Raw genomic sequence first — 21862 nt, 5'->3', positions numbered from 1 at the left:
TTAGCGGGGGCAGTTGAGCTATCATGCAGCGGCAAATTCTGCCTAATCCGCGTTTTCCGACTTCTCTCCCGCGTAGCTGCCTAATGTCCAAATCCCGCGATTTTCTCGGTCCGTACCGACTCGCCCGATTGATCCGGGTGGGGTCTACCGCTGAAGTTTGGGAGGCGATCGATGAAACGAGTTCGGATAACAAGCGGTACGCGTTGAAGGTGTTGCGGGCGAGTTGCGCTGAGGACAAGAGTGAATTGGCGTTGCTCAAGCACGAGTACAACGTGGGCAAGGCACTCGCGAGTCCACGAATCATCAAAGTGCTCGACCATCAAACCGACAAGGGGCGACCTTATTTGGTGCTGGAATTGTTCAGCGAATTGAACATGAAGCAGGCGCTTCGCAAGGGGCCGGATTCGCTCGCGTTCATGTTGGACAAGATTATCGAGCAGGCCGCCGAAGGCCTCTATTACATGCACACCAAGAATTGGATTCACCGCGATATCAAGCCGGACAATTATCTCGTTGCCCGCGACGGTGAAACCAAACTCATTGACTTCACGATCGCCGAGCCCAAACGCACGGGATTGAAGAAGATGTTCTACAAGGCAAAGACCGTGCAGGGCACACGGAGTTACATGTCGCCCGAACAAATTCGAGGCAAGTTGTGCGACGAACGGAGTGACATTTATTCGTTCGGTTGCGTGCTGTTCGAATTGGTTACCGGCAAACCGCCGTTCACCGGACAAACGCCGAACGATTTGTTATCGAAGCACCTCACAGCGTCGATCCCGAGTCCGATCGTTTACAACGACAACGTGACGACCGAGTTTGCGTCGATGACCAAGCGATTGATGGCGAAGAAACCTGACGATCGTCCTGATTCGGTGTGGGAGTTCTTGAAGGAGTTCCGTGCTATCCAGGTTTGGAAGAAGCGGCCGAGAGTGCCGGAGGAGAGCGTGTTCGATGACATGGGCGGAATGAAGTCAGCCGAGGACATGATTAAACGTCCCGACGGAAACTACGACATTGAAGACAAAGACAAGAAAGAGAAAGGCTAAACGATGGCTGGCCCAGGATTAGAATTTGAATATGAGATCGCGGATCTTGAAGACAAGATCGCGTCGTTGGAGCGGACAACCGATCGCAATGGTGAGATCGAGTCGGCGATCCGTTCGCTCCGTCTCGCTCGCGTTACCAAGCTGAAAGAAACTTACGGTTCGCTCGATTCGTGGCAGACCGTGCAAGTTGCGCGGCACAAGAATCGTCCCTACACGCGAGATTACCTGAACCTTGCATTCGACGAATTCGTTGAGCTGCATGGTGACCGGACTTATGGTGATGATCGCGCCATGTTGTCAGGCTTCGCGAAGCTGGACCGTTTTAAGGTGATGGTGATCGGGCATCAAAAAGGTCGGACGTACAAAGAACGCGCCGCCTGTCATTTCGGTTGCGCTCATCCGGAGGGATACCGGAAGGCGATGCTGAGGATGAAACTCGCCGAAAAGTACAAACTCCCCGTGATCTGTTTCATCGATACACCCGGTGCGTATCCCGGAATCGGCGCCGAGGAACGTGGGCAGGCCCAGGTCATCGCTGAGAGCATGTTTTTGATGAGTCGACTCAAGACTCCAATTATTTGCGTTGTAATCGGAGAAGGCGGCTCAGGTGGCGCATTGGGCATCGGAGTCGGCGATCGCGTCGCCGTGATGCAACACGCTTACTACAGCGTGATCAGCCCGGAGGGCTGTGCCGGCATTCTGTGGAAGAGTCACGAGCACGCTCCCAAGGCGGCGGCCGCGTTGCGGTTCACCAGCGATCATTTGAAGCGGCTCGGGATCGTCGACGATGTGCTCGAAGAACCGCTCGGCGGCGCTCATCGTGACCACCATCAAATGGCGACTCGGATGAAGACTTATCTGTCGAATCAGCTCGCCGAGTTGGACGCTCAGCCGATCGATGAATTGGTCGAAGCTCGCTATGAAAAGTTCCGCCGAATCGGCGTCTTCTTAGAAGGCGGCGAGCCGCAGTGACGGAGGCTCAGGCGATGGCTCAATCGCGTCGTGATCTCGAGCGGCTTGCGAGCCAACGCTCGCTCGAGATGGCTCTTCGAGCGAGCGGTCGCGGGGCCATGGGAGCAGGTTTCTAAGCGGATTCTTACCGCCCCGCAACGTCCGATAATGCCTCTTATGTTGTATTCGATCCGTCTAAAACGATGGTTTTAGGCGTTTCGTGGATCTCGCTTCCCTGTCTGCGACTCGCTGTCGTGTCGTTGTGGGAGTTGCTTCTCGGTACGGTTTGGCGTGGGCTCAGTGGCGATCTTGTTTCGGTCCGTCGAGTGTCGATTGAGCTTGGCCGTGTGCCGAAGTGGTGAGCGGTGTTGCTGCTGCCCTGTTGAGTTTCGGTCGGTTGGTGGCGGGCGTTATTGTTGCCACGGGGCGGCGCCGGATGCTTGTTGCCACTGTGGTGTTGGGGCGAAATTTTGGATCGAGTTCGAGGCTGCGTTTTGGCCTGCCGCCCAGGCCGGATTTGGTTCCGGTTGCCATGCGGGAAATCGAGTCGTTGGGGGTGGGCTTTGGGCTTCGCCCAGCCACGGTTGGAGTGGACCGGCGGGATTGAATTTCGATTCGAATTGATCGAGGTAAGGGCGGACGACCGAGGCGAGTTCCTCAGGCATGATCGCATCGGATTGATCGAGCAGCTGCGCGATCCAGTGGCCGCTGCGGCTTTCGATGATCGCCGATCGAGTGCGGTCGCCGAGCAGCGTCACGGCGAACAGCGTGATCAGCGTGCAGTAAATCGCGCCTTTGCCGAGCCCGAAAAGTGCGCCGATCTGACGGTCAAATTCCTTCAATTTCATCCGATCAATCGTTCCGCCGATCATCCGGAAAGCGACCCAAATCACTAAGGATGTCCCAACGTACAAAATCAGCATTGCCAGAAAACGGTTCCACGGCGGTTCGGCATGGATGTTCTGGCTGAATGGTTCGCGGTAGTGATACGCGACGGCGTAACTGACAACGATCGAAGCGATCGAGGCGAGTTGCCAAGCGAATCCTTTAATGGCGCCAAACAGCATCGCGCCGATCAAAACGATCGCCATCAAGATGTCGTAAGTTTGCACTGGACCGGATCTGCCGATGAAATAAGCGTGATGGACAGGCGTTATTAATTTGTCGCTTGTAGCAAAGTCAGCGGAGTAGGGCGAAGAGCAAAAAAATTGCTGTTGAATTGTGCTGATTCTGGGCGTTGATATTGACGCGATATTTCCGAGGTGGCGTCGATGGGAGCGTTTTTGCTATGTCGAAGTGTGGCTGATCGGGGAAAAGTTTTTCGACCGCCCTTCCCTGCTCCGCTCGCTCGCTGCCTGTGCAGGCGCGGCCTTCACTGTCTCAATTTTTCCCTCATCCCCGTCGTCTCCCTTGGCTGGCTTCAAAACCCATATCTCGACGAGCACGATGGTGGGTGTTGCCTACGGTTATTGGGGCGTGGCCACTCAGGGAATGTCACTCGAAAGTGGGTTGCTGGCGGGTGGCTTGTGCAGTGTTGCGGGGATGCTTCCGGATCTCGATTCAGATTCGGGCGTTCCGCTGCGAGAGACGAGTCTCTTCATGGCTGCGATCGCGCCGATGTTGATGATCGATCGGTTTCGCGACATGGGGCTCTCGCATGAATCGATGGCGTTGGCGGCGATGTTGGTTTACGTCGGAATCCGTTTTGTCGCTGTCGAATTCTTTCGGCGTTACACGGTGCATCGCGGGATGTGGCATAGTATCCCGGCGGCGCTGGTCGCTGGATTGGGCGCCTATTTAATCATGCCGTGTCCGAGCGAGGCGATTCGTGTTTACAAATCGCTCGCGGTGTTAATCGGTTTTCTGACTCATTTGATTTTGGATGAAATTTGGAGCTTGGATTTCAGCCGTGGACGAATGCGCGTCAAAAAATCATTCGGAACGGCATTGAAATTTTTCGGGAAGGATTGGTGGGCGAATGTGTCCGTGTGGGGCAAGCTCGTTTTGCTGTGTTATCTCGCTTGGGGTGATCACGGGATTCTTGACCGACTCCGTCAGCGTGTGCGACTGGATCGTGAGCGATATATGATTCCGGGGCCGTCGCTGTTTCCTGAATCGCAAGCCCCCGTTTATCCCCAACCAGGCGGTTCCTATTCCGTGCCGCCCTACCCTGCCCCAACGCAGCAGGCTCCTGGCTATGCTCCGAACAACTATTGGGAAGCGGCGCCGTCGGATTCGCAGCGTGTTGCGGTTCCGCCAGCCCACCCTGCTCTGCCCTGGTCTAGCGATGCTGGCGCTTTTTAAGCTCGGTCTCGGCAGACGCTGGCACGAAGCCTAGTAATCAGCGAATGCGAATGGTGATCGAAGCAGCTCTAGTGCAGAGCAATGTTGCTCGTGCGGAAAGGCAGTGGCAGTTTAATGGTCCCAATTCGGATATCAGATTGTGGGCCGATGGCATGGATGCGGTCAGTGACGAAACACTATCGATTATTGGTCGGAAGTTTGATTCCAGACGCGGCGATTTCGCAATCTTTTCGAGCGATCGCTAATGCGTCGCATCGGATGCGGGGGCTTTGCCTGAAGTCGTGGGTAGCCAAATGGATGGGAGCGCGTTTTTAAAAGAAAGCGTTGCTAGCCTCGTTGTGGACATTCGCCGCGTGTATCGCAATCGGCCGCTTGTCGAGCGGTTGTCTCGCGCATCGCAGCGGTATTATCAGTATTTTTTTGCAAGGCAATGGTGTTAGCGAGTTGAAGGGAGGTTTCCCAGCGTGCCCGCCCAGAGATGCTGAATTGATAGGAGTATCTGGCGACTTGCTTTCTTAGCGATGAGCAGTTGGAGATTTGTCGGCGTATTTATGGAACCGCCCTGCCCTGCCCCGCGAATTTGTCGCTGTCCCCGTGAATTTGTGGTGATGGTGTGGTAGGTGACTCGTCGTCCGTTTTCACAGCAGCATGAAAGTTGTGCCGACAATCGTTCACGCTCAATTTTCACACGCAGCGTTTTGAGGCTGGAAGTGTCGCTATTTCGTTATCGAGTCACAAAACGTTGAGTGCTATTTGCGGCCCAATTACTATGCCGGCTGTGATGGATTTCGGAACACGGTATGCTGAAAATTCGAAGGGTTCGATATTTCGGTTGGCGGTGCTGTTTGTTGACAATCGACTGTTTGTTTTGCGGTCGCTGAAGTTGCCAGAGTTTCCGGTCCGAAAGGCGGTCGCGCCTTGTCTGATACACGCTGTCCGATACATATTTTTTGACTTTGAACTGTAAGGTTGATTCATGTCCACCCCGCTAAAATCTCTAATCGACACTGGCACGAAACTCTATCTCGACTCAGTCGAACCGGCGGAGGTCGACAAAAACCTGGCGTATGGCGCGGTTGGAGCGACGAGTAATCCGGCCATTATTTCCGGCATCATTGCCGCCGGTGGTCGCGATTCGCAGATCGAGTCGATGTTGGCTGAGGGCAAAACAGACGAAGAGATTGCGTGGACGCTGACCGACCAATTGGTCAGTGAAGCGGAAGCGAAATTTGCCGATATTCACCAATCGACCAACGGAAACGCGGGTTGGGTCAGTTTCGAACTCGATCCGCTGTTGGAGGATCCGTCGCTCAACCTGAAGGAAGACGATGTTGTGGCCAAGTATGTCGAACTGGGGCTGAAGTGGTCCGCCGGTCATACCAATCGGATGATCAAGGTGCCAGCTACTCCTGCTGGGTTGCGTGCCCTTGAGCCGCTCGCCGCCGCGGGCGTGACGCTCAACGTGACATTGATTTTCACGGACGACCAATATCGCACTGCTCGGGAAGCGATTTGGCGTGGCGTCAACGGAAAAGTTGACCCGGCGCGCTTTAAATCGGTTTACAGCATCTTCATTTCGCGAATCGATGTTTATACCAGCAAGAACGTTTCGCTCTCAGACAAGACGCAAGGTCTCGTTGGCATTGTCAACGCGAAACGCATTTGGAAAGAAAACCGCGAGTTCTGGGCAGAAAAAGGCTTACCGCTCGAGCAGGAATTAATCTTTGCCAGTACAGGGACGAAGGATCCTAAGGATCCGGCATGGAAGTATGTTGCCGCACTCGCCGGAAGTGACATTCAAACCAACCCGCCGGAAACCAACGCAGCTATTGCTGAAAGCGATGTGACGTTTACGCGAACTGTTGAGGACATGCCCGCCGATGACCTCCTCAGCGAAATTGACGCTGCGGTTGATACGCAGAAACTGCACGAATTTCTGATGGCGGAAGGCGTTGATAAGTTTGTGAAACCGCAGCGGGCTTTGTTGAAGCTGATCTCGGACAAACGTCGCGAGTTGTCACCAACCGCCTAGACCGTTTCAGCATGCGTTCGTGCGTCGGCATGCGTTGATATGCCGGCGTTCGTTCGTGTCACGCATCCGTGAAAGGTGAATGTCTTTCGCCTACGCGCCAAAGGCTTGTTGCAGGTCGTTCTTTAGGTCGTCGATGTTTTCGAGTCCGACCGATAGTCGGATTAATGAATCGGTGATCCCGTGTTTGGCGCGGTCTTCCGGTGCGTACGATGCATGTGACATCGTCGCGGGTTGTTCGATTAGCGATTCCACAGCGCCCAAGCTAACAGCGAGATGGAAGAGGCGAGTGTTTTGGCAGGCGTCTCGAACCGTCTCAAGGGATCCATCTAGTTCGAAGGTGATCATCGCGCCAAAACGTTTGTGATCATTTGGTGTGCCTTGGTCGAATAGACGGTGGGCCAATTCTGATTGTGGATGTGATACCAGGCCTGGGTAGATGACGGTGCGAACCCGCTCGTGTGATTCCAGCCAGGTGGCCAGTTGCATCGCGGTAGCGGATTGTTCACGGACGCGGAGGTCCAATGTTTTGAGGCCTCGTGAGACGAGGAAGCAGCTCATCGGGTCCAGCACCGCGCCGGTTGCATTTTGGATGAAGTACAGTCGATCGAGTAGATCGCGATCGGCGACCGCGAGTGTCCCGCCAAGGCAATCGCTGTGTCCGCCGAGGTACTTCGTCGCCGAGTGCATGACGATATCGATTCCCCATGACAACGGACGCATCAGCGCGGGTGTGCCGAAGGTGTTGTCAACGCCGGTCATGACTCCGTGGCGTTTCGCGATGTTCGCGATTGCGGGTAGATCGGGGACGGTCAGGCGTGGGTTGCCGACAGTTTCGCCCCAAATGAGTTTTGTCTCTGGCTGTATCGCTGCTTCCACCGCATCGAGATCGGTCATGTCGACCAACGTGACACGAATGCCGCTGGCGTCGCAGATTTGATGTAGCAACCGATACGCACCACCGTAGATATCGGTGCCCGCGACGACATGGTCGCCCGACCGCAGTAGCATGGTCACGGCATGGATTGCGGCCATGCCTGTGGAGAATGCCAGGGCTCCGGCGCAGTGCTGGGTACCTTCGCTTTCCAGCGATGCGAGGGTTGATTGCAGTGCTGTGCGCGTCGGGTTGCCGCTCCGCGAGTAATCGTATTGGCCCCACTGCCCTGCCCCAGGCTGGCGAAACGTGCTGGCGAAATGTATCGGTGGAACGACAGCACCCGTTGCCGGGTCGACTTCACCGCCGACATGGATGGCCCTTGTGCGGAATCCTGGAGCAAGCGGCTCGCGGTCGGAGTCGCCCTGCGCTTTCTTGGTCATACGTCGCACGCCGCGAGAGCTTGGTCCAGATCGGCGATCAGATCGGCGGAATCTTCGATTCCACATGAGAATCGGATCATGTTATCGGCGATCCCAAACGACTCGCGTTGTTCGGGTGAGTAGCCGAAGTAGCTCATAACCAGCGGTTGCTCGATCAGCGATTCGACACCACCGAGGCTCGGTGCGATTCGAGCGAGTTTGGCCGCATCGACGACGCGAGACGTCGCACGCCAGTCGGCGTCTTTGACCGTGAAGGTGATCAAGCCGCCAAAGCCTTTCATCTGCTCACGAGCGATCGCGTGTGTCGGATGCGATTCTAAGCCGGGGTAGTAAACGCGGTCAACGCGTGGGTGACTCTCGAGGAATTGTGCGACGGCGAGGCCGTTTTCGTTATGTCGTGCCATACGAAGCGCGAACGTTTTCAGGCCTCGTTCGAGCAGGTAGAGGCTGTGCGGCGAACTCACACTTCCCAGGCAACCACGTAGTGCGCGAACCGGATCGAGGAGTTCACGTCGACCACAAATCACGCCGGCGAGCAAGTCGTTATGCCCTCCGAGATACTTGGTTGCTGAATGCAGTACGTAATCCACACCGTAGTCAATCGGTTTTAGGTTGTACGGTGTCGCGAGCGTTGCATCGATCAACGTTTCAATCTCGTGTGCCTTGCCGATCGCCGCAAACTGTTCCAGGTCCACGCACGTCAAGTGCGGGTTGGTGGGAGATTCCGAGACGAGCATCTTCGTCTTCGGGGAAATTGCAGCTTCCATGGCGGCAAAGTCGCCCGTGGGAACTTGCCGGGTCACGACACCGAATCGAGCGAGGTGTTTCGAGCAAAATTCTCGACTGCGGTGATAGCATTGGTCGAAAAATACAATCTCGTCGCCCGCCGACAATCGGCTCATGAGAAGGCCGACGATGGCTGCCATGCCGCTGGAGTACAGGATCGCGTCCTCGGCGCCCTCGAGGGCAGCGAGTTTGGCTTCGACGACCCGTTCGTTAGGGTTGCCGTAGCGGCCGTACTCTTCGCGTTGTTCGCGTCCTTCGACAAAATCCAGCAGTTGGTCAGTCGATTCGAACGTGAAAGTCGATGCAGAGTAAATCGGGGTCGCGATTGCCCCCTCGGATTTCTGTCGAAGCTCTCCTCCGTGAACACACTGAGTCGAGGTGCCAGTGGATGGAGGACCCGAAAAAGCGGTTTCGGATGCAGAAGTGACCGGTGAAGAACACGGGTCAGTGTTGACGCACGTCAGCAAATCGGTGGTACCCACCGATTCAATCGAATTGGTTTTCATTTCAATGGCTTTTTAGCAGTGAGGCTGCAAGCGGCCGCAAATCCCTACATGTTTGCGAGCCGGGTTTCCAAAGAATCCCGACTAGAGTGTTGGTCAGGTTAGCTACTTGCCAGCGTTTGGGCAAGCGATTTTCTGAGGGAAGTTTTGGAGGGATTCGCGAGAGATTTGTGCGATGTTCACCACCTCTTACGCTTTGCCGAGACTAGCGATGGCCTACAATGACGGCGGTCCGATTGAAACCATTCGGACGTGACTGACGTGCGGGATCCGCGTGGGATTCGCCCGTCGAGATCCCGGCAAACGCCTGCAATCAGCCCCCAGGCCTTTCGCCCATCCGTCGATGCGTCGGCGAAAATAGAACGATCACCGCAAATAGCAACGGTTCGCCTTGATGAATAAACGTGAGACAGATCCGAACGAAGCGTCTCGATGGAACAGCCACCGTTTTCGCGGAATGGTGCGCCGCGTGTTGTGCCTGTTTGTGTTGACTTGGGGCGTCACGGATACGAGATCAAGTGCACAGGATGCGGAGACCGAGCCGACTGCCGAGTCGGCGGAAACCACCGAAGCGGACGCTTCCACGTCTCGCGCGAGTTACTCCCGGCCGTTTCTGACCAGTGACAAAATCGCCGAGGTCTTCCGCGTTTCTGAAAATAGTGAGACTTCGGGCGGTGACACCGAAAAGGATAGCCAAAGTGGTGCACCGGAGAATGGTGCTGCCGCGAGTGGCGGTGATCAGGACGCCGTAGCTCAGGAGGCACGTTCTCAGGTGGCCGAGGAATCCGAGGCGACGCTGGAGGAGATCGAGTTGTGGGTTGATCAACTCGGCTCGGTTGAATTCGCCGCGCGGGAGCAAGCGACTGCCAGGCTGCGCGGCGTTGGAAAACGTGCTCTACCCGTATTGGAACGAACTTCGCAGGATCACCCTGATCTCGAAGTCAGGATGCGGGCGAGCGATGTCGCAAAAGGGATCACCGGTGGTGAAACGGCCGGCCGCATTGATGCCTTTCTTGCGGGCAATGATGTTTCGCTAGATGGTTGGGAAGTCTTTCAAACCATCTTGGGAGACGGGGTCCGGATCCGAGAGCTGTTTGTGGATTTCCTCATGCGGCATGAAAAAGTGGCCGCATCGCTCGAGGGGACGTCAAAGGATCGCGAGTCCGCATTCCAACAAACGATCGTGAGTGTGCAGCGAGGCATGTTTGTCGAACAGCGAACACCAACGGAAGCAGATTTGATCGCATTGATCTTGCTCGCCAACGATCATGATATGCCGATAACACGCGTTGAGGAAAACGCTGTTTTCACGGTTTTGCGTCGCGATGCGACGGCTAAGTTATTGGCGGATGCTCAATTGGCGGGACCGTTTCGAGCGATGTTGGGCGGTTGGATATCACGTGACGACGTGGTCAATCGTCAGGAGATTCTTTGGTTCGCGTTGAGTTGGGATCTTGCCGAAACGTTGCCGCTGGCGATGAACACGCTCGAGAAAGAGACCGACCCGATCACCCTCGGGATGGCTTTGCAGGCGATCGCACGTTTTGGCGAGAAGTCTGATGTGCCCAAGGTCGCGAAGTTTCTCGACGATAGCCGCCCGGCGAGCGAACAGCAGTATGCCGGTGGGAAGTTAGTGCAGGCGTTCGTGTGTGATGCCGCTGCGGCTGCGATCATTTTGTTGAACGACCGCTCACTCGCTGAGTTTGGATTGAATGAAGCCGCAGAGCATCCAAAGTATGGCTTCATTGTTCAAGAAATCGGGTTTCCGATCGAGGATCCAAAGCCTCGCCAGGAGGCGATCGAGAAGCTTAAGAAAGAGTTGCTTCCCGAGTGATCGGGCGATCTGTTTTGCTCAAACCGCAACCGGCGCCTTGATGTGTGGGTGCGGGTCATAGTCCGCGAGTTCGAAATCGTCGAACCGGAAATCGCTCATCGAAGTGACTTCTCGTTTGATAGTCATTTTCGGCAGAGGGCGAGGCGTCCGCGTGAGTTGCTCACGAGCCTGTGCGTAGTGGTTGGAGTACAGGTGCACGTCGCCGAGGGTGTGAACGAATTCGCCCGGTTCGAGCCCGGTTACTTTTGCCATCATCGATGTCAGTAACGCGTAGCTGGCGATGTTGAACGGGACACCGAGGAAGAGGTCGGCGCTACGTTGATATAGTTGGCACGACAGACGGCCGTTGGCGACATAAAACTGAAACAGCAGATGGCAAGGAGGCAAAGCCATGTGCGGTACGTCGGCAACGTTCCACGCCGAGACGATTAGACGCCGTGATTTTGGATTGGTGCGGATTTCGTTTTCCACCCACGAGATTTGGTCGATCACCCCGCCGTCGCTTTCTCGCGCCGGCCAGCTTCGCCATTGTTGACCGTAGACCGGTCCGAGTTCGCCGTCGTCGTCGGCCCACTCGTCCCAAATCGAAACGCCATTCTCCTTTAGCCAACGGATGTTGGTTTCGCCACGAAGGAACCAAAGCAGTTCGTAGATGATCGAGCGAACGTGAAGTTTTTTCGTCGTCAGCAGCGGAAAGCCGTCGGCTAAATCAAACCGCATTTGTCTGCCGAAGAGGCTGCGGGTGCCGACTCCGGTGCGATCGTCGCGGTCGAGTCCTTGATGGAGAACTTCGTCGAGGAGTTCTAGGTATCCGTGCATGTATCGGGTTCTTTGATGGCGTTCGATGCGTTCAGTAGGACGCGTGCAATGAATGAAGTTTGAAGCCGGCGTTAGTTCTCAATCTCAGGCCGAGTGCAATCCAAGGTCCAGTGTCGATCACTGGTCATTTTGACTCGGTCGGTTTCGATGCCGAGCGATTTCAGGATCTCTTGAATTTCGCTCAGCGTCAGTGCCGCATGAAGAGACTGGCGAAGCAACTGCCGCGGGCCGACTGGTGATTCCGCGTCGGTCGAGGGGCCACCGTGAAGATCCACCAACCGCTCGACTTCCTCGTCTGATTCAGGTCGGCAAAGGTCTCGAATGAATAGCCGTCCGCCTGGTCGGAGCGTCTTTACGGCGAGACGCATTGCATTGGTTGGGTTATCGAGATGGTGGAGCACCGTGTTGCTGATCACCGTCTCAGCGAGTTCGCTTTGCAGAGCGTCGAGGTCGTTCAGATCAACTTGTTCGAGTTGAATCTGTCCCACCCGGCCTGAAAACTCCAATTCGACGCGTGCGAGTTCTAGCATTTCGATGCACTGATCCACTCCCATCACTTCCAGGTTGCTCAGATCGGATCCGTGGTCAGCGCAGTCAAGGTTTCCATTGGCAACCTGTTCGGCGAGTTCGCAAAGTGCGATCGGAATCAAAGCGGGGCCGCAACCCAGGTCGATGACGCGTGGGCCAACGGGGCCGGATTCGAGCAAATCCAGGACGAATCGTCGGTTCACCTCCTCGTGATCCATTTCACGGTAGGCGTCGGCTTCGAGTTTGGGGTCGACCGGCGGAGGTTCGCAGACACGGGGCAACATTGAGAGGCGATTCGTTCTCGAGGGAGGTTGAGATTGGTTCGGGGTTTATATCGCCAAGCGGATATGAACGCCAGCGTTTGTGGGGATCGGCGGCGTCGATGAGTAGGCAAGCATCCAGCCCCGATTACCGCCCTGCCCTGCCCCGATTTGGCATAGAGGCGGGATTTCGTCACTTTCCATTCGGTATGGCGATCTCAAAATGAATTGGCGATCAGTGCGATCGCCGAATCGGGGTGAGCGGTCATTATCGCGGGGTGAATGTCGATCGCGAGGTAGCGGTCGTTCGCTCTGGTTGACGGAAATGCTTAAAAATCGCCCCTCTTGTGGGCCGCTTGGTGCTGTCTCTGCTGGCTGAGAGGTTATAACAGTTAGGAGGTGTGGGTATGGGTTGGTTCATTTCCCGCAAAGGCGTTTGCGGGGGAGGTTCTATGCAAAGAAGCTTCCCTTTTGGGGGGGGTGAGATGGAGCGATTATGACGATTCCGTTTGGGACGGATTCTCACCAAAAGCGGAGCGATGGCGATTTTGAGGGTCTTTACCCAATTTTTTCAAAAATCCACCCCACAAAAATCTGTTCACCAACTAAAACGTAGATCTTAAGCCTGCGGACTTTGGCGGTCACAAGAGATAGGGAAGTTTCGCCGCGAAGAAGAAAGGCTTGGGTTTTACGGCCTCAGACGCTCGTTTGACGAATCTGAAACCTTCCATTTAGGCGAGATCCATGACACGACCAAAACCCGGTCCCGGTGCCAAGCGTTCACTATCGAAATCGGAGCAATCGGCGGGCTGGAATGGGGCTTCGACGGCCGAATCGTGGGCGATGGTGACACCCGGTGATGTCTTGCGATCGATCGGTCGACGTCTGCCATCCGTTTTCTTCACGACCGTTTTGGTGACTGCTGCAGTCATCGCCTTGTTGATCGTTTGGCCGAACCAGTATCGCAGCGAGGGGATGATGTACGTCCGCTTGGGGCGTGGCGCGATGGGCGGCGATCCAACGACCAAGACGACGAATTCGGTTTCGATGCAAGAGAGTCGCACTGCCGAGGTCGTCAGCATCGGTGAGATGATCAGCAGTCGCGAAATTGCTGAACGCGCCGTCGAGCGAGTCGGCGTCGACAAGATTAACCAGCCTCGCAATTGGATCGAGCGGGCCGTTGAGCAGACGACGGCGTTTCTGGAGTCGGACAGCAAATGGGTGAGCTGGCTTCCGAATCGTGGCGGCAAAACCGCAGGGGATATGACCCCAGAAGAATATGCTGCTCAGATTGAGCGTGAAAGGGCGATCAAGACGGTCACAAAGGCAATTGATGTCGAGGTGGCCAAGAACGGTTACACGGTCGCGGTTGCGGGCAAAGAAGATGATCCCGTGTTGGTGCAATCGATCGTTCAAGCGGTGATGGATGAGTTCGGCAGCTTCCACGTCGAAGCGCATCAGGTAAAAGGGTCAGAGTCGTTCTTTGATGTTCAGGCCTCTGAGAGTCGAAGGCTCGCCATCGCTGCACGCAAGAAATTGCAAGAGACTCGCAACGAGATGGGATGGATCAGCGCTGAGTCGGCCGAACGCACGCTGAGTGAACGCATCATCGATTTGGAAATGAAGCTGAGTACCGCGGACAGCGAACTGGCCGAAGCAATTAGCCAAGCCGAAGAACTCCGTCGGCAACTCGCCACGACTGACCAATGGGTTCCGGTTGAGGTCACGCTTGGGATTGCCAACGCGGCCGGCGATCAGATGCGCAGTCAGTTATACGATGTGCAGGTTCAAGACGGAGATGAACTCGCACGGCTGAGCCCCTCCCACCCGCGATACAAACGCATCAGGTCCAAAATGGACCAGAGCGAGCGATTGGCCGGTAGCGAGCGTGAAGAACGTCAAGAAACTCGCGAAGCGATCAACCCGGTCTATCAGGAACTCGAGACACAATTCCAAACCGTTCGGGCGAAAGCGGTTGGTTTAGAAAGCCGTCGAGATTCGATTGCGGAACGCTTGGTGGCAACGCAGTCGGACCTTCGACGCCTCAATAGCGATGTGACGACGATGGCCCAATTAACATGGGAAGCGGAACTCGCAGAAGAAACTTTTCGAGACCATGCGCGATCGCTCGAAGAAGCACGCGTAAACACTGAGTTAGACAAAAGTCAGATGTCAGACGTGAGCGTCATTCAAGCCGCAACGTTGAATCTGAAGAAGTCTGGTCCGATGAGAGGTTTATTATCGATCGTCGGTGCAATGCTCGGACTGTCGCTTGGTTTACTGCAAGCGATTCTTCGGGATTCTCCTGTTGACCCAAGATCATCCCGTATCGAGTCTCAAGTTCGAGATGAAATTGATTCTGATTCCGACAATGACCTCAAGGACGAAAGTTCCATTGACCCTGATGGAGATATTGATTCAGTCGACGGTCATGTTATGGAAGAAGACGTGGAGCGAGAACGCACCAGCACTCAGATCGTTTCGTTACCCGGTTCGGGAACGGGCTCGTCTATCTCGATTCCTCGCTGATGTTGCGACGGATCGTTGGCGGTGATGTTCGGGATGCAAAGTTATCCTCCCGGTTCGTCGCACGCCCCGTATTGTAAGTTAGTTATCACCTAGGACGACACCGTGTTTCCATTTCTCAAACGAAGAGCCCGCGATCGCGGCTGGTTGGCATGGCCGACTGCATCCGCTCTAGGGAGCCGCCGCGCCCTGTTGCTGTCGCCACGACAGTTTGATCGTGAGATCGCGAGAGAGCGAGTCCGATCGACCCGTCGCTCGATTCCGTTTTGCGTGCTCACCATTGAGTTGGTTTCTATCGTTGCGATGAACAAGGCGACCAAGGGCAATCCAGACGCGATTTCAGAGAAGAACAAAAAAGGGGCCACTCCGTCACTCGTTAAGAAGCAATCACGCAAGCTCGTCGATTTGATGCATCGAAATTTGCGGATGACGGATGAGAAAGGCGTGCTTTCATCGACGCGTTACGGAGTGTTGCTGGTCGATACGCCGGAAATGGGGGGCCGCGCCGTCCTCGATCGAATGACGCTCTTGTTTGTCGGCGCGGGGCTCGATGTGAAGTTGAGCCTGCAGGTTTATGATCCCGAAGGCTTCGGCGATCAAGAGGACGAAAAGGTAGTATCCGAAGGTCGGCGTCGTGACGACAGCGATCAGGGTGATTGGGTCCGACGTCCGTCGGGGATGATGGACGTGACGACGGCGGTGCTCGAGAAGCCAAGCGTCCAGGTTGACGTGGCGGGCAGCGTTCCTGTTCATGTACCTGGGGAAGCAACCGGATCGGTAAAACAAACCAATCGCCCGTTTACCTCCATGCCCCGCGACGCCGTCTCAGGTGCTGCTGTGTCGCCGGCCGACGTCAGTGCCGAAACCCGCGTGAGCATCGCCAGCGAAGATTCGACGCACCACTGGCCTTGGGCATCGCGTGTTGCCAAACGAGTCGTCGACGTGGTTGGGGCCAGTGTTGGATTGGTCTTAACCGGTCCGTTTATTGTTCTAGCGATGGCCGTGATTAAATGGAGCGACGGCGGGCCGGCCTTGTTCTGTCAAACTCGCGAAGGCCGATACGGTCGACCGTTTACGATCTTCAAACTGCGAACGATGGTCGTTGACGCTGAGAAAGCGCAGGCGGCGCTGCGGGCATCGAGTCATCGAGACGGTCCAGCCTTCAAAATCAGTAGAGACCCTCGCGTCACCAAAGTAGGGCACTTTTTGCGAGCAACTTGCCTGGATGAACTGCCGCAACTGATTAATGTACTTAAGGGTGATATGTCCCTCGTTGGCCCTCGGCCTCTGCCCTGGCATGAGAGTCGAGCGTGTGAACGATGGCATCGACGCCGTTTGGATGTCCGCCCAGGATTGACCTGCATTTGGCAGATCGACAAGTCAAAGGCTGAGAGCTTTGACGATTGGATGCGAATGGACTTGCAATACATCGATCGGTTGGGATTTTTCAGAGATCTGCAACTGATTGCTCGAACGGTGATCGTTCCCGTTACCGGACGGGGCGGTGAATAATATGTACCCCAAATGTGTTGCGAATCGTCGTGTTGAAAAAAAACGCCCTCTCAACTTCAACACCACCGTCGTCTTTTCAGGTTGACGTGCAGCGTTCTGGGTATGTCAAAGACGCAATGCCAGAGTATTGTTCTCAAAACGCTGCTTCGGCGTCCCGTGATCCCTCGTCTCGGCACGCAGACGAGGGTTGTTGCGATTCTCGCGTCGTCGGGCGATTCGCCCCCAGTTATGATAGGGTTGTGAATACGAGTGCAACCAAGATTGAACACCACCCGCCGACCAGTTGTGTCGACGCCCGTGTCGTGTTTTTGACGCACTACATTCCTCTGTATCAGGTTCGGGTGCTCCAGGAAATCACGCGGTCGTTGCGGGAGTTCAAGGTGTTGCTGAGCACGCCGATTGAGCCGAATCGGGATTTTCGTCCCGATTGGACGGGGCTCGATGTCGAGGTGCAGAAAGCGGTAACCATTCGTCGTCGGTGGCGGCATCGCGATGCCGGGTTTGAGGACCCGCTCTACGTCCACGTTCCCTACGACACCCTCGGTCGTTTAAGATCCTTGCGTCCCGATGTCGTGTTTTCTCACGAACTCGGGGCCCGGTCACTCGCCGCCGCCCGCTATTGTCATCGCAGTGGCGCGAAGTTGGTGTTGGCGACATTCATGAGTGAACACACCGAGCAGGGTCGCGGTTGGCTACGGCAACGCGTTCGCAGATATCTTATTTCGAAGGCGGATGCGATTACCTACAACGGTCCTTCCTGTCGACGATACCTGCTTTCGCTCGGTGCCCGTGAGGAGCAGTTGTTTCACCTGCCCTACGCCGCCGACGATCGGAACGTTTTTGACGAAATGCCCGTGCGTGATGAATCGCAGGTGCGTCGGCGTCTGCTCTGTATCGGGCAACTGAGCGATCGAAAAGGCGTTTTGCCGATGATCGATCAATTGAGTGAATTCTGCGCCCGGCACGATGAGAAACTGGAACTCACGCTGGTGGGAGACGGGCCGTTGCGTTCATCGATCGATGTACTCGCGTCGGGGGACTCGATCGCGGATCACCAGGCTCCCGACAGTCGTCTCAAAATTAACGTGCTCGGCAATCGCCCCGCAGCGGAACTTCCATCACTAATGATAGAGCATGGAGCGTTAGTCGCACCGACGCTAGCCGATGAATGGTTGCTAGTCGTCAATGAGGCGATGCATGCGGGATTGCCGGTCATCGGGAGTGTTTATGCGCAGGCGGTGACGTCGATGGTGGAGGATCGTCTCAACGGTTGGCAGTACGATCCTCTGCACCGGAGTTGTGACTCGCCGTCGGGGCAGTCGGTATCGCATCTTAGCGAGGTGTTGCGTAGTTATCTTTCATTGGGTAGCGAGCAGATCGAGGCGATGCGTGATCACGCCGTCCAGACTGCTTCGAAGTACACGCCTGAGCGGAGTGCTTCCGGTGCGATCCAAGCGATTCAGTCGGTCTTGAATTTGAACGATTCGTCACGCCCAGGCACTTCAGTATGAGTGATCGACCTCCCGCGAGTTTGTCGCTCGATCTCGATAACAAATGGGCCTACCTTCGTGCCGCCGGTCGTGAAGATTGGGAGTCCTCGGACAGCTATTTTCCGTTGGCGATTTCCAACATCGTTGACGTTCTCGGTCCTCTTGGGCTGCCGTTGACCGTTTTCCTGGTCGGACGCGATTTACAACGCGACGAGGATGTTGAATCGATCGCTAAGTTTGCATCGCTCCCGAACTGGGAGGCGGCCAATCATTCGCTCAATCATCTGCCGTGGATGCATACGATGAGTGACGAAGAAATCGAGACGGAGATTCGTGTCACGCATGACGCCATTTTCGCTTCGACCAAACAAACGCCAGTGGGATTTCGAGGGCCGGGGTTCAGTTGTCCCGATGAGGTTCTTCGTGTGCTCGGTAGGCTTGGGTATCAGTACGACGCATCGATCTTCCCCACGTCGATGGCGCCGATCGCGCGAGCGGTGTTTCTTGCACGGACGAAGTTGAAAGGCGAGCAGCGAGAGAAAGCCAAGAAACTCTACGGAGGTTTTGCGGCGATGCGGAGTCCGAATTGGCCTCATCGGCGTGCCCTGCCCTGCCCCGATGCCTCCGCAAGCGACGATTCTGGCTTAGGCAGTATTTGGGAGGTTCCCGTCACAGTCTTGCCCGTGTTGCGGACTCCGATTCACTTTAGCTATCTCACTTTTGTTGCGGGGTACAGTGTCACGGTCGCGAAGACCTATTTTCGGGCGGCGTTGACGGCATGTCGTCTTTTCGGCACAACGCCCTCGCTCTTGTTGCATCCGCCTGATTTTCTGGGGAGCGAGGACGACGCTGATATGTCGTATTTTCCAGGCATGAAGATGAAACGTGATGCCAAGCTCGAATTCATGACATGGGCGTTGTCGATGTATAGCCAACAATTCACCGTCAGTACGATGCTCGACCAAGTCCATCAGCTCAGTCCCTATTCTACGACCTGTCATGCTTGATTACGGCAAACACAGTATCCTCGGTATCGGTGTTAACGCGATTGATTACGAGTCCGCGGTCGATAGGATCATTGACTCGGCGAAGCAGAAGCGTTCGATGGCGGTTACCGCTCTCGCCGTGCATGGAGTGATGACGGGCGTGCTCGACCGTGAGCATCAGTATCGGCTGAACCAGTTCGATCTGGTTTGTCCCGATGGCCAACCCGTCCGCTGGGCGCTCAATTCACTACACGGTGGTCGGTTCCCCGGCGAAAAACTATCCGATCGCGTTTACGGTCCCGAGCTAACGCTGCGTCTTTGTGAAGCGGCGTCGAAACAAGACGTGCCGATCTATCTTTTTGGTGCGACCGAGGAAATGCTGTCTCAGTTCGCAGCCAAGTTGGGTGAACGTTTTGCAGGGCTACGCATTGTTGGCAAGCGGGCGTCCGCGTTCCGCCAAATCACTCCGCATGAGCGAGACGAACTGGCTGCAGAAATCATCGCGAGCGGTGCCCAGATGTGTTTTGTCGGGCTTGGTTGCCCTCGACAAGAGATCTTCGCTTACGAGATGAAGGAGCGATTGCCGATGCCGCTGATTGCGGTCGGTGCTGCGTTCGCTTTCCATGCTGGAGCCCTGGAGCAAGCACCACCGTGGATGCAACGTGCCGGGCTCGAGTGGTTGTTCCGTCTGACACGCGAACCGGGGCGTCTTTGGCGTCGCTATCTGTATTTAAATCCGACCTACGTGACTTTACTCGCACTGCAAAAAATCGGTTTGTATCGCAAGAGTACCGGTGGTGATCCGCCACAGGAAGACTTGCTGTTCGGTTAACGCAACGCCGTCGGGCTGAGATCGTGTTTGGGTACCACACGAAGTTTGTATCCGGCCCAAGTCCAAACGCTAAAAGCGACCCACTGCATGACGAGCGTCGTGGAGATGCCGACAGAGATTGATAATAGGTAGTCCGACAACTCCGGACGTGCATAAAACGTCGGCAGCAGCTCAGCAGTGATTTGCGAGATTACCCAGCGAATGATGGCTGACCCGATTATCAGAGCCATCGGGATGGCGGCGTGACGACGAGCAGCGATCGCAGCGGCTGCGTAGACCAATACGAGCGTATTGAGAAGGTCTCCCGTCTCGGAAGCGAGGTTGATCCATATCGAGTAGCCCGCGGTGGAGAACGGATCGGTATCGATGAAGTAGTTGTTGATCCACCGTTTGATCACGATCGTAATAGCGACGAGAGTGGCGGCAAGAAGCATTCCTCCGAGCGTCCATCCGCGGAACGAGCTTGATGTTGGTGGCCCACCGCCGATCGGTGTCAATTCAAACCGGCCCCATGCCGACATCGCACGAAACAGCATCAAGAACCAAGCGATCGTGAGCAGGTAGTTTGCGAACGCCCGTATCCAAAGGTTGTGGTCAATGGTGGTGAGGAGCGGTTGATATTGCATGGTCGAGCAGTAAACGCTTATCAGGATCGAACCGATCAAAAAGTGTTTTAGGGAAGGTTGTGGGGATCGCCACAGATACCACAGGACAATGTGCACCATTCCTACCAAGGTGAAGCCGCGTTGCAGCATGTATGTCAACAGCGAGATCAACATGCTGGTCCTGCCCACCATTAACGTCGAGGGGACCCATCCCGCAGAGTTGGCATAGAACCACAGATAGACGAGCGACGCGAGCAGTAGACCCGTCAGCATCCAACCGAGTATCGCGACCCATAGACGCCGGTTTCGTTGGAATCCGCTGCGTATCAAGATGCCGCGAATTTGCTCGGGGAGTGTCTGAGGTCGGAATTCGTCTTCGGGGGCTGTCATGATTTACCCGGTCGCGGTGCATCGCGGTTGAATTGCTCTCTCGAATGCGGGGATTGTACCGGAGATGCCTACGGAGTGTTTTTGGCGAGTACGTCGTGTTCGAATTCCTCGCCGTGTTCCTCCGCGTATTCCAGACTTTCCTGGACGTCTTTGCCGGCGGTCCAATAGAAAATGGTGCCGATGATTGCGAGTACCAGCTTAACCAATTCAAAGACCAGTGCGACAAGAGTTCCCGACGCGTCAGTCGGTTGCGCCGGAACGAGGTGATACAGCGTTTCAATCGTAGCCTCGAGCACGCCGATCCCGGCAGGCGTCAGTGGGAGTGCCGATGCCAACATCCCGATCGGGACGATCACAAAATGTTCCGCGAGCGTAGGGGGAGCCCCGTACATGGATGTTGCGATCAGGAACATGCTCACGACGAGCAGGCCTTGGACACCCACGCTCATGATTAACGACAATGCGAACGTCCATGGATGATCGTGGAAGGTGCGAAGAGGCGGCCCAATTTTTTCGACGATAGGGCCAATGACGGAAACCTCTGACAGTCGAGTGATGAGCCGGTCCACGATCTTGCCGCCGAAGACGAGCATTACGAGAATCGCAGTTCCGACGCCCAGTAACACACCGACCATCCACTTGATGTCGTCGAGTCCGACGCCGTTGAACTCAAACGGATCGGTCGATTTACGAATTAGCAAACCCATCGAAACGAGCAGCAATAAACCATACAGTCCTGCACCGCGGTCGACCAAAACGGAGGCGACCGCCGCGATTCGTTTTCCGGGGCTCCGTCGGGCTAGAAAGACCGCTTTGAAGACATCGCCTCCGACGCTACCCGCCGAAACGAAGCTTAAGAGGAAGCAGATCGAACTGAGTCGCATCGCCTCCATCAAACTCAGTGGAATGCCCTGACTCCGTACCAGCAACCACCATCGCACGAACGAGAGGATGATCGCCGCAAGGGCGACGCCCAAAGCGGCAAACAACACCGGGTAGGCGATCGAACGTTCCGATAGTTTCGCCCAATCTGAGGCGGGCATCCGCCAAAGAAGGTAACCAATAATGACTACCGGGACGAGAAATTTGATCAGCGTGATCGCGATCGTTTTGGGTTTGTCTGACATGGAGGAACAGAATA

General features: G+C 55.6%; 17 protein-coding genes. 10 read left to right on the top strand and 7 right to left on the bottom strand.

The genetic code is table 11. The features are described 5' to 3' along the window. Positions 1-83: 83 nt before the first annotated feature. Entirely contained in the window at positions 84-1049 is a 966-nt protein-coding gene (locus FHS27_RS19395; RefSeq protein WP_184306534.1) for a serine/threonine-protein kinase, read from the top strand. Between the two features lie 3 nt (positions 1050-1052). Beyond that, positions 1053-2021 (top strand): acetyl-CoA carboxylase carboxyltransferase subunit alpha, encoded by a 969-nt coding sequence (locus FHS27_RS19390; protein ID WP_184306533.1) that lies wholly within the window; start codon positions 1053-1055, stop codon positions 2019-2021. A gap of 389 nt (positions 2022-2410) precedes the next feature. Here the strand turns inward: FHS27_RS19390 and FHS27_RS19385 are convergent, their stop codons facing one another. Then, a complete protein-coding gene (locus FHS27_RS19385) occupies positions 2411-3112 on the bottom strand; it encodes a CvpA family protein (protein WP_184306532.1) in 702 nt (233 codons plus the stop codon). Between the two features lie 298 nt (positions 3113-3410). Here FHS27_RS19385 and FHS27_RS19380 point away from each other — a divergent pair, with 298 nt between their 5' ends. Together FHS27_RS19380 and FHS27_RS19375 are read left to right on the top strand one after the other, a co-directional pair. After that, on the top strand, positions 3411-4304 hold the full coding sequence (locus tag FHS27_RS19380) for a metal-dependent hydrolase (RefSeq protein ID WP_246420239.1): 894 nt from the start codon (positions 3411-3413) through the stop codon (positions 4302-4304). A 976-nt stretch (positions 4305-5280) separates the two neighbouring features. Beyond that, positions 5281-6336, top strand: coding sequence for a transaldolase family protein (locus FHS27_RS19375; RefSeq protein WP_184306530.1), 1056 nt, complete (start codon positions 5281-5283; stop codon positions 6334-6336). Between the two features lie 90 nt (positions 6337-6426). Here the strand turns inward: FHS27_RS19375 and FHS27_RS19370 are convergent, their stop codons facing one another. Both FHS27_RS19370 and FHS27_RS19365 read right to left on the bottom strand, forming a co-directional pair. Next, on the bottom strand, positions 6427-7650 hold the full coding sequence (locus tag FHS27_RS19370; RefSeq protein ID WP_184306529.1) for a trans-sulfuration enzyme family protein: 1224 nt from the start codon (positions 7648-7650) through the stop codon (positions 6427-6429). Beyond that, positions 7647-8942 carry a trans-sulfuration enzyme family protein gene (locus tag FHS27_RS19365; protein ID WP_246420237.1) on the bottom strand — a complete coding sequence of 432 codons (1296 nt, stop codon included), beginning with the start codon at positions 8940-8942 and terminating at the stop codon, positions 7647-7649. The genes FHS27_RS19370 and FHS27_RS19365 overlap by 4 nt, the downstream gene beginning before the upstream one ends. Positions 8943-9333: 391 nt before the next feature. Between FHS27_RS19365 and FHS27_RS19360 the strand changes: the two genes are divergently transcribed. Beyond that, complete coding sequence (locus FHS27_RS19360; protein ID WP_246420235.1) at positions 9334-10773, top strand: hypothetical protein; 1440 nt, start codon at positions 9334-9336, stop codon at positions 10771-10773. An 18-nt stretch (positions 10774-10791) separates the two neighbouring features. On the opposite strand, the gene FHS27_RS19355 is transcribed toward FHS27_RS19360, so the two are convergent. After that, complete coding sequence (locus tag FHS27_RS19355) at positions 10792-11592, bottom strand: thymidylate synthase (RefSeq protein ID WP_184306528.1); 801 nt, start codon at positions 11590-11592, stop codon at positions 10792-10794. Between the two features lie 71 nt (positions 11593-11663). Then, entirely contained in the window at positions 11664-12404 is a 741-nt protein-coding gene (locus tag FHS27_RS19350) for a class I SAM-dependent methyltransferase (protein ID WP_184306527.1), read from the bottom strand. 720 nt (positions 12405-13124) lie between these two features. Here FHS27_RS19350 and FHS27_RS19345 point away from each other — a divergent pair. The 5 genes from FHS27_RS19345 (at position 13125) to FHS27_RS19325 (ending at position 19726) form a co-directional block, all read left to right on the top strand. After that, a complete protein-coding gene (locus FHS27_RS19345; protein WP_184306526.1) occupies positions 13125-14909 on the top strand; it encodes an exopolysaccharide biosynthesis protein in 1785 nt (594 codons plus the stop codon). Positions 14910-15011: 102 nt separating this feature from the next. Then, positions 15012-16418 (top strand): sugar transferase, encoded by a 1407-nt coding sequence (locus FHS27_RS19340; protein WP_184306525.1) that lies wholly within the window; start codon positions 15012-15014, stop codon positions 16416-16418. 239 nt (positions 16419-16657) lie between these two features. Continuing rightward, positions 16658-17929: a glycosyltransferase family 4 protein gene (locus FHS27_RS19335; protein ID WP_184306524.1), complete on the top strand. Its 1272-nt coding sequence runs from the start codon at positions 16658-16660 to the stop codon at positions 17927-17929. Further along, the gene (locus FHS27_RS19330; RefSeq protein ID WP_184306523.1) at positions 17926-18915 is read left to right on the top strand and encodes a polysaccharide deacetylase family protein; all 990 of its coding nucleotides are present in this window, start codon (positions 17926-17928) and stop codon (positions 18913-18915) included. The genes FHS27_RS19335 and FHS27_RS19330 overlap by 4 nt, the downstream gene beginning before the upstream one ends. Next, positions 18908-19726 carry a WecB/TagA/CpsF family glycosyltransferase gene (locus FHS27_RS19325; protein WP_184306522.1) on the top strand — a complete coding sequence of 273 codons (819 nt, stop codon included), beginning with the start codon at positions 18908-18910 and terminating at the stop codon, positions 19724-19726. The genes FHS27_RS19330 and FHS27_RS19325 overlap by 8 nt, the downstream gene beginning before the upstream one ends. Here the strand turns inward: FHS27_RS19325 and FHS27_RS19320 are convergent. Then, positions 19723-20721: a hypothetical protein gene (locus FHS27_RS19320; RefSeq protein ID WP_184306521.1), complete on the bottom strand. Its 999-nt coding sequence runs from the start codon at positions 20719-20721 to the stop codon at positions 19723-19725. The two genes, FHS27_RS19325 and FHS27_RS19320, sit on opposite strands and share 4 nt — an antisense overlap. A gap of 68 nt (positions 20722-20789) precedes the next feature. Further along, complete coding sequence (locus FHS27_RS19315) at positions 20790-21848, bottom strand: lysylphosphatidylglycerol synthase transmembrane domain-containing protein (protein ID WP_184306520.1); 1059 nt, start codon at positions 21846-21848, stop codon at positions 20790-20792. Positions 21849-21862 lie beyond the last annotated feature (14 nt).

Source organism: Aporhodopirellula rubra (assembly GCF_014192335.1).
In the GTDB taxonomy this organism is placed as follows: Bacteria; Planctomycetota; Planctomycetia; order Pirellulales; family Pirellulaceae; genus Rhodopirellula; species Rhodopirellula rubra.
The sequence above is the reverse complement of the archived record's forward strand: the minus strand, read 5'-3'. Positions and strand labels throughout refer to the sequence as shown.

Bases quoted from the DNA above. Each gene is read 5' to 3' on its own strand.
- FHS27_RS19345 (WP_184306526.1), top strand. From the start codon at position 13,125: ATGACACGACCAAAACCCGGTCCCGGTGCCAAGCGTTCACTATCGAAA.
- FHS27_RS19390 (WP_184306533.1), top strand. From the start codon at position 1,053: ATGGCTGGCCCAGGATTAGAATTTGAATATGAGATCGCGGATCTTGAA.
- FHS27_RS19350 (WP_184306527.1), bottom strand. From the start codon at position 12,404: ATGTTGCCCCGTGTCTGCGAACCTCCGCCGGTCGACCCCAAACTCGAA.
- FHS27_RS19370 (WP_184306529.1), bottom strand. From the start codon at position 7,650: ATGACCAAGAAAGCGCAGGGCGACTCCGACCGCGAGCCGCTTGCTCCA.
- FHS27_RS19360 (WP_246420235.1), top strand. From the start codon at position 9,334: ATGAATAAACGTGAGACAGATCCGAACGAAGCGTCTCGATGGAACAGC.
- FHS27_RS19315 (WP_184306520.1), bottom strand. From the start codon at position 21,848: ATGTCAGACAAACCCAAAACGATCGCGATCACGCTGATCAAATTTCTC.
- FHS27_RS19320 (WP_184306521.1), bottom strand. From the start codon at position 20,721: ATGACAGCCCCCGAAGACGAATTCCGACCTCAGACACTCCCCGAGCAA.
- FHS27_RS19375 (WP_184306530.1), top strand. From the start codon at position 5,281: ATGTCCACCCCGCTAAAATCTCTAATCGACACTGGCACGAAACTCTAT.
- FHS27_RS19325 (WP_184306522.1), top strand. From the start codon at position 18,908: ATGCTTGATTACGGCAAACACAGTATCCTCGGTATCGGTGTTAACGCG.
- FHS27_RS19365 (WP_246420237.1), bottom strand. From the start codon at position 8,942: ATGAAAACCAATTCGATTGAATCGGTGGGTACCACCGATTTGCTGACG.
- FHS27_RS19395 (WP_184306534.1), top strand. From the start codon at position 84: ATGTCCAAATCCCGCGATTTTCTCGGTCCGTACCGACTCGCCCGATTG.
- FHS27_RS19330 (WP_184306523.1), top strand. From the start codon at position 17,926: ATGAGTGATCGACCTCCCGCGAGTTTGTCGCTCGATCTCGATAACAAA.
- FHS27_RS19355 (WP_184306528.1), bottom strand. From the start codon at position 11,592: ATGCACGGATACCTAGAACTCCTCGACGAAGTTCTCCATCAAGGACTC.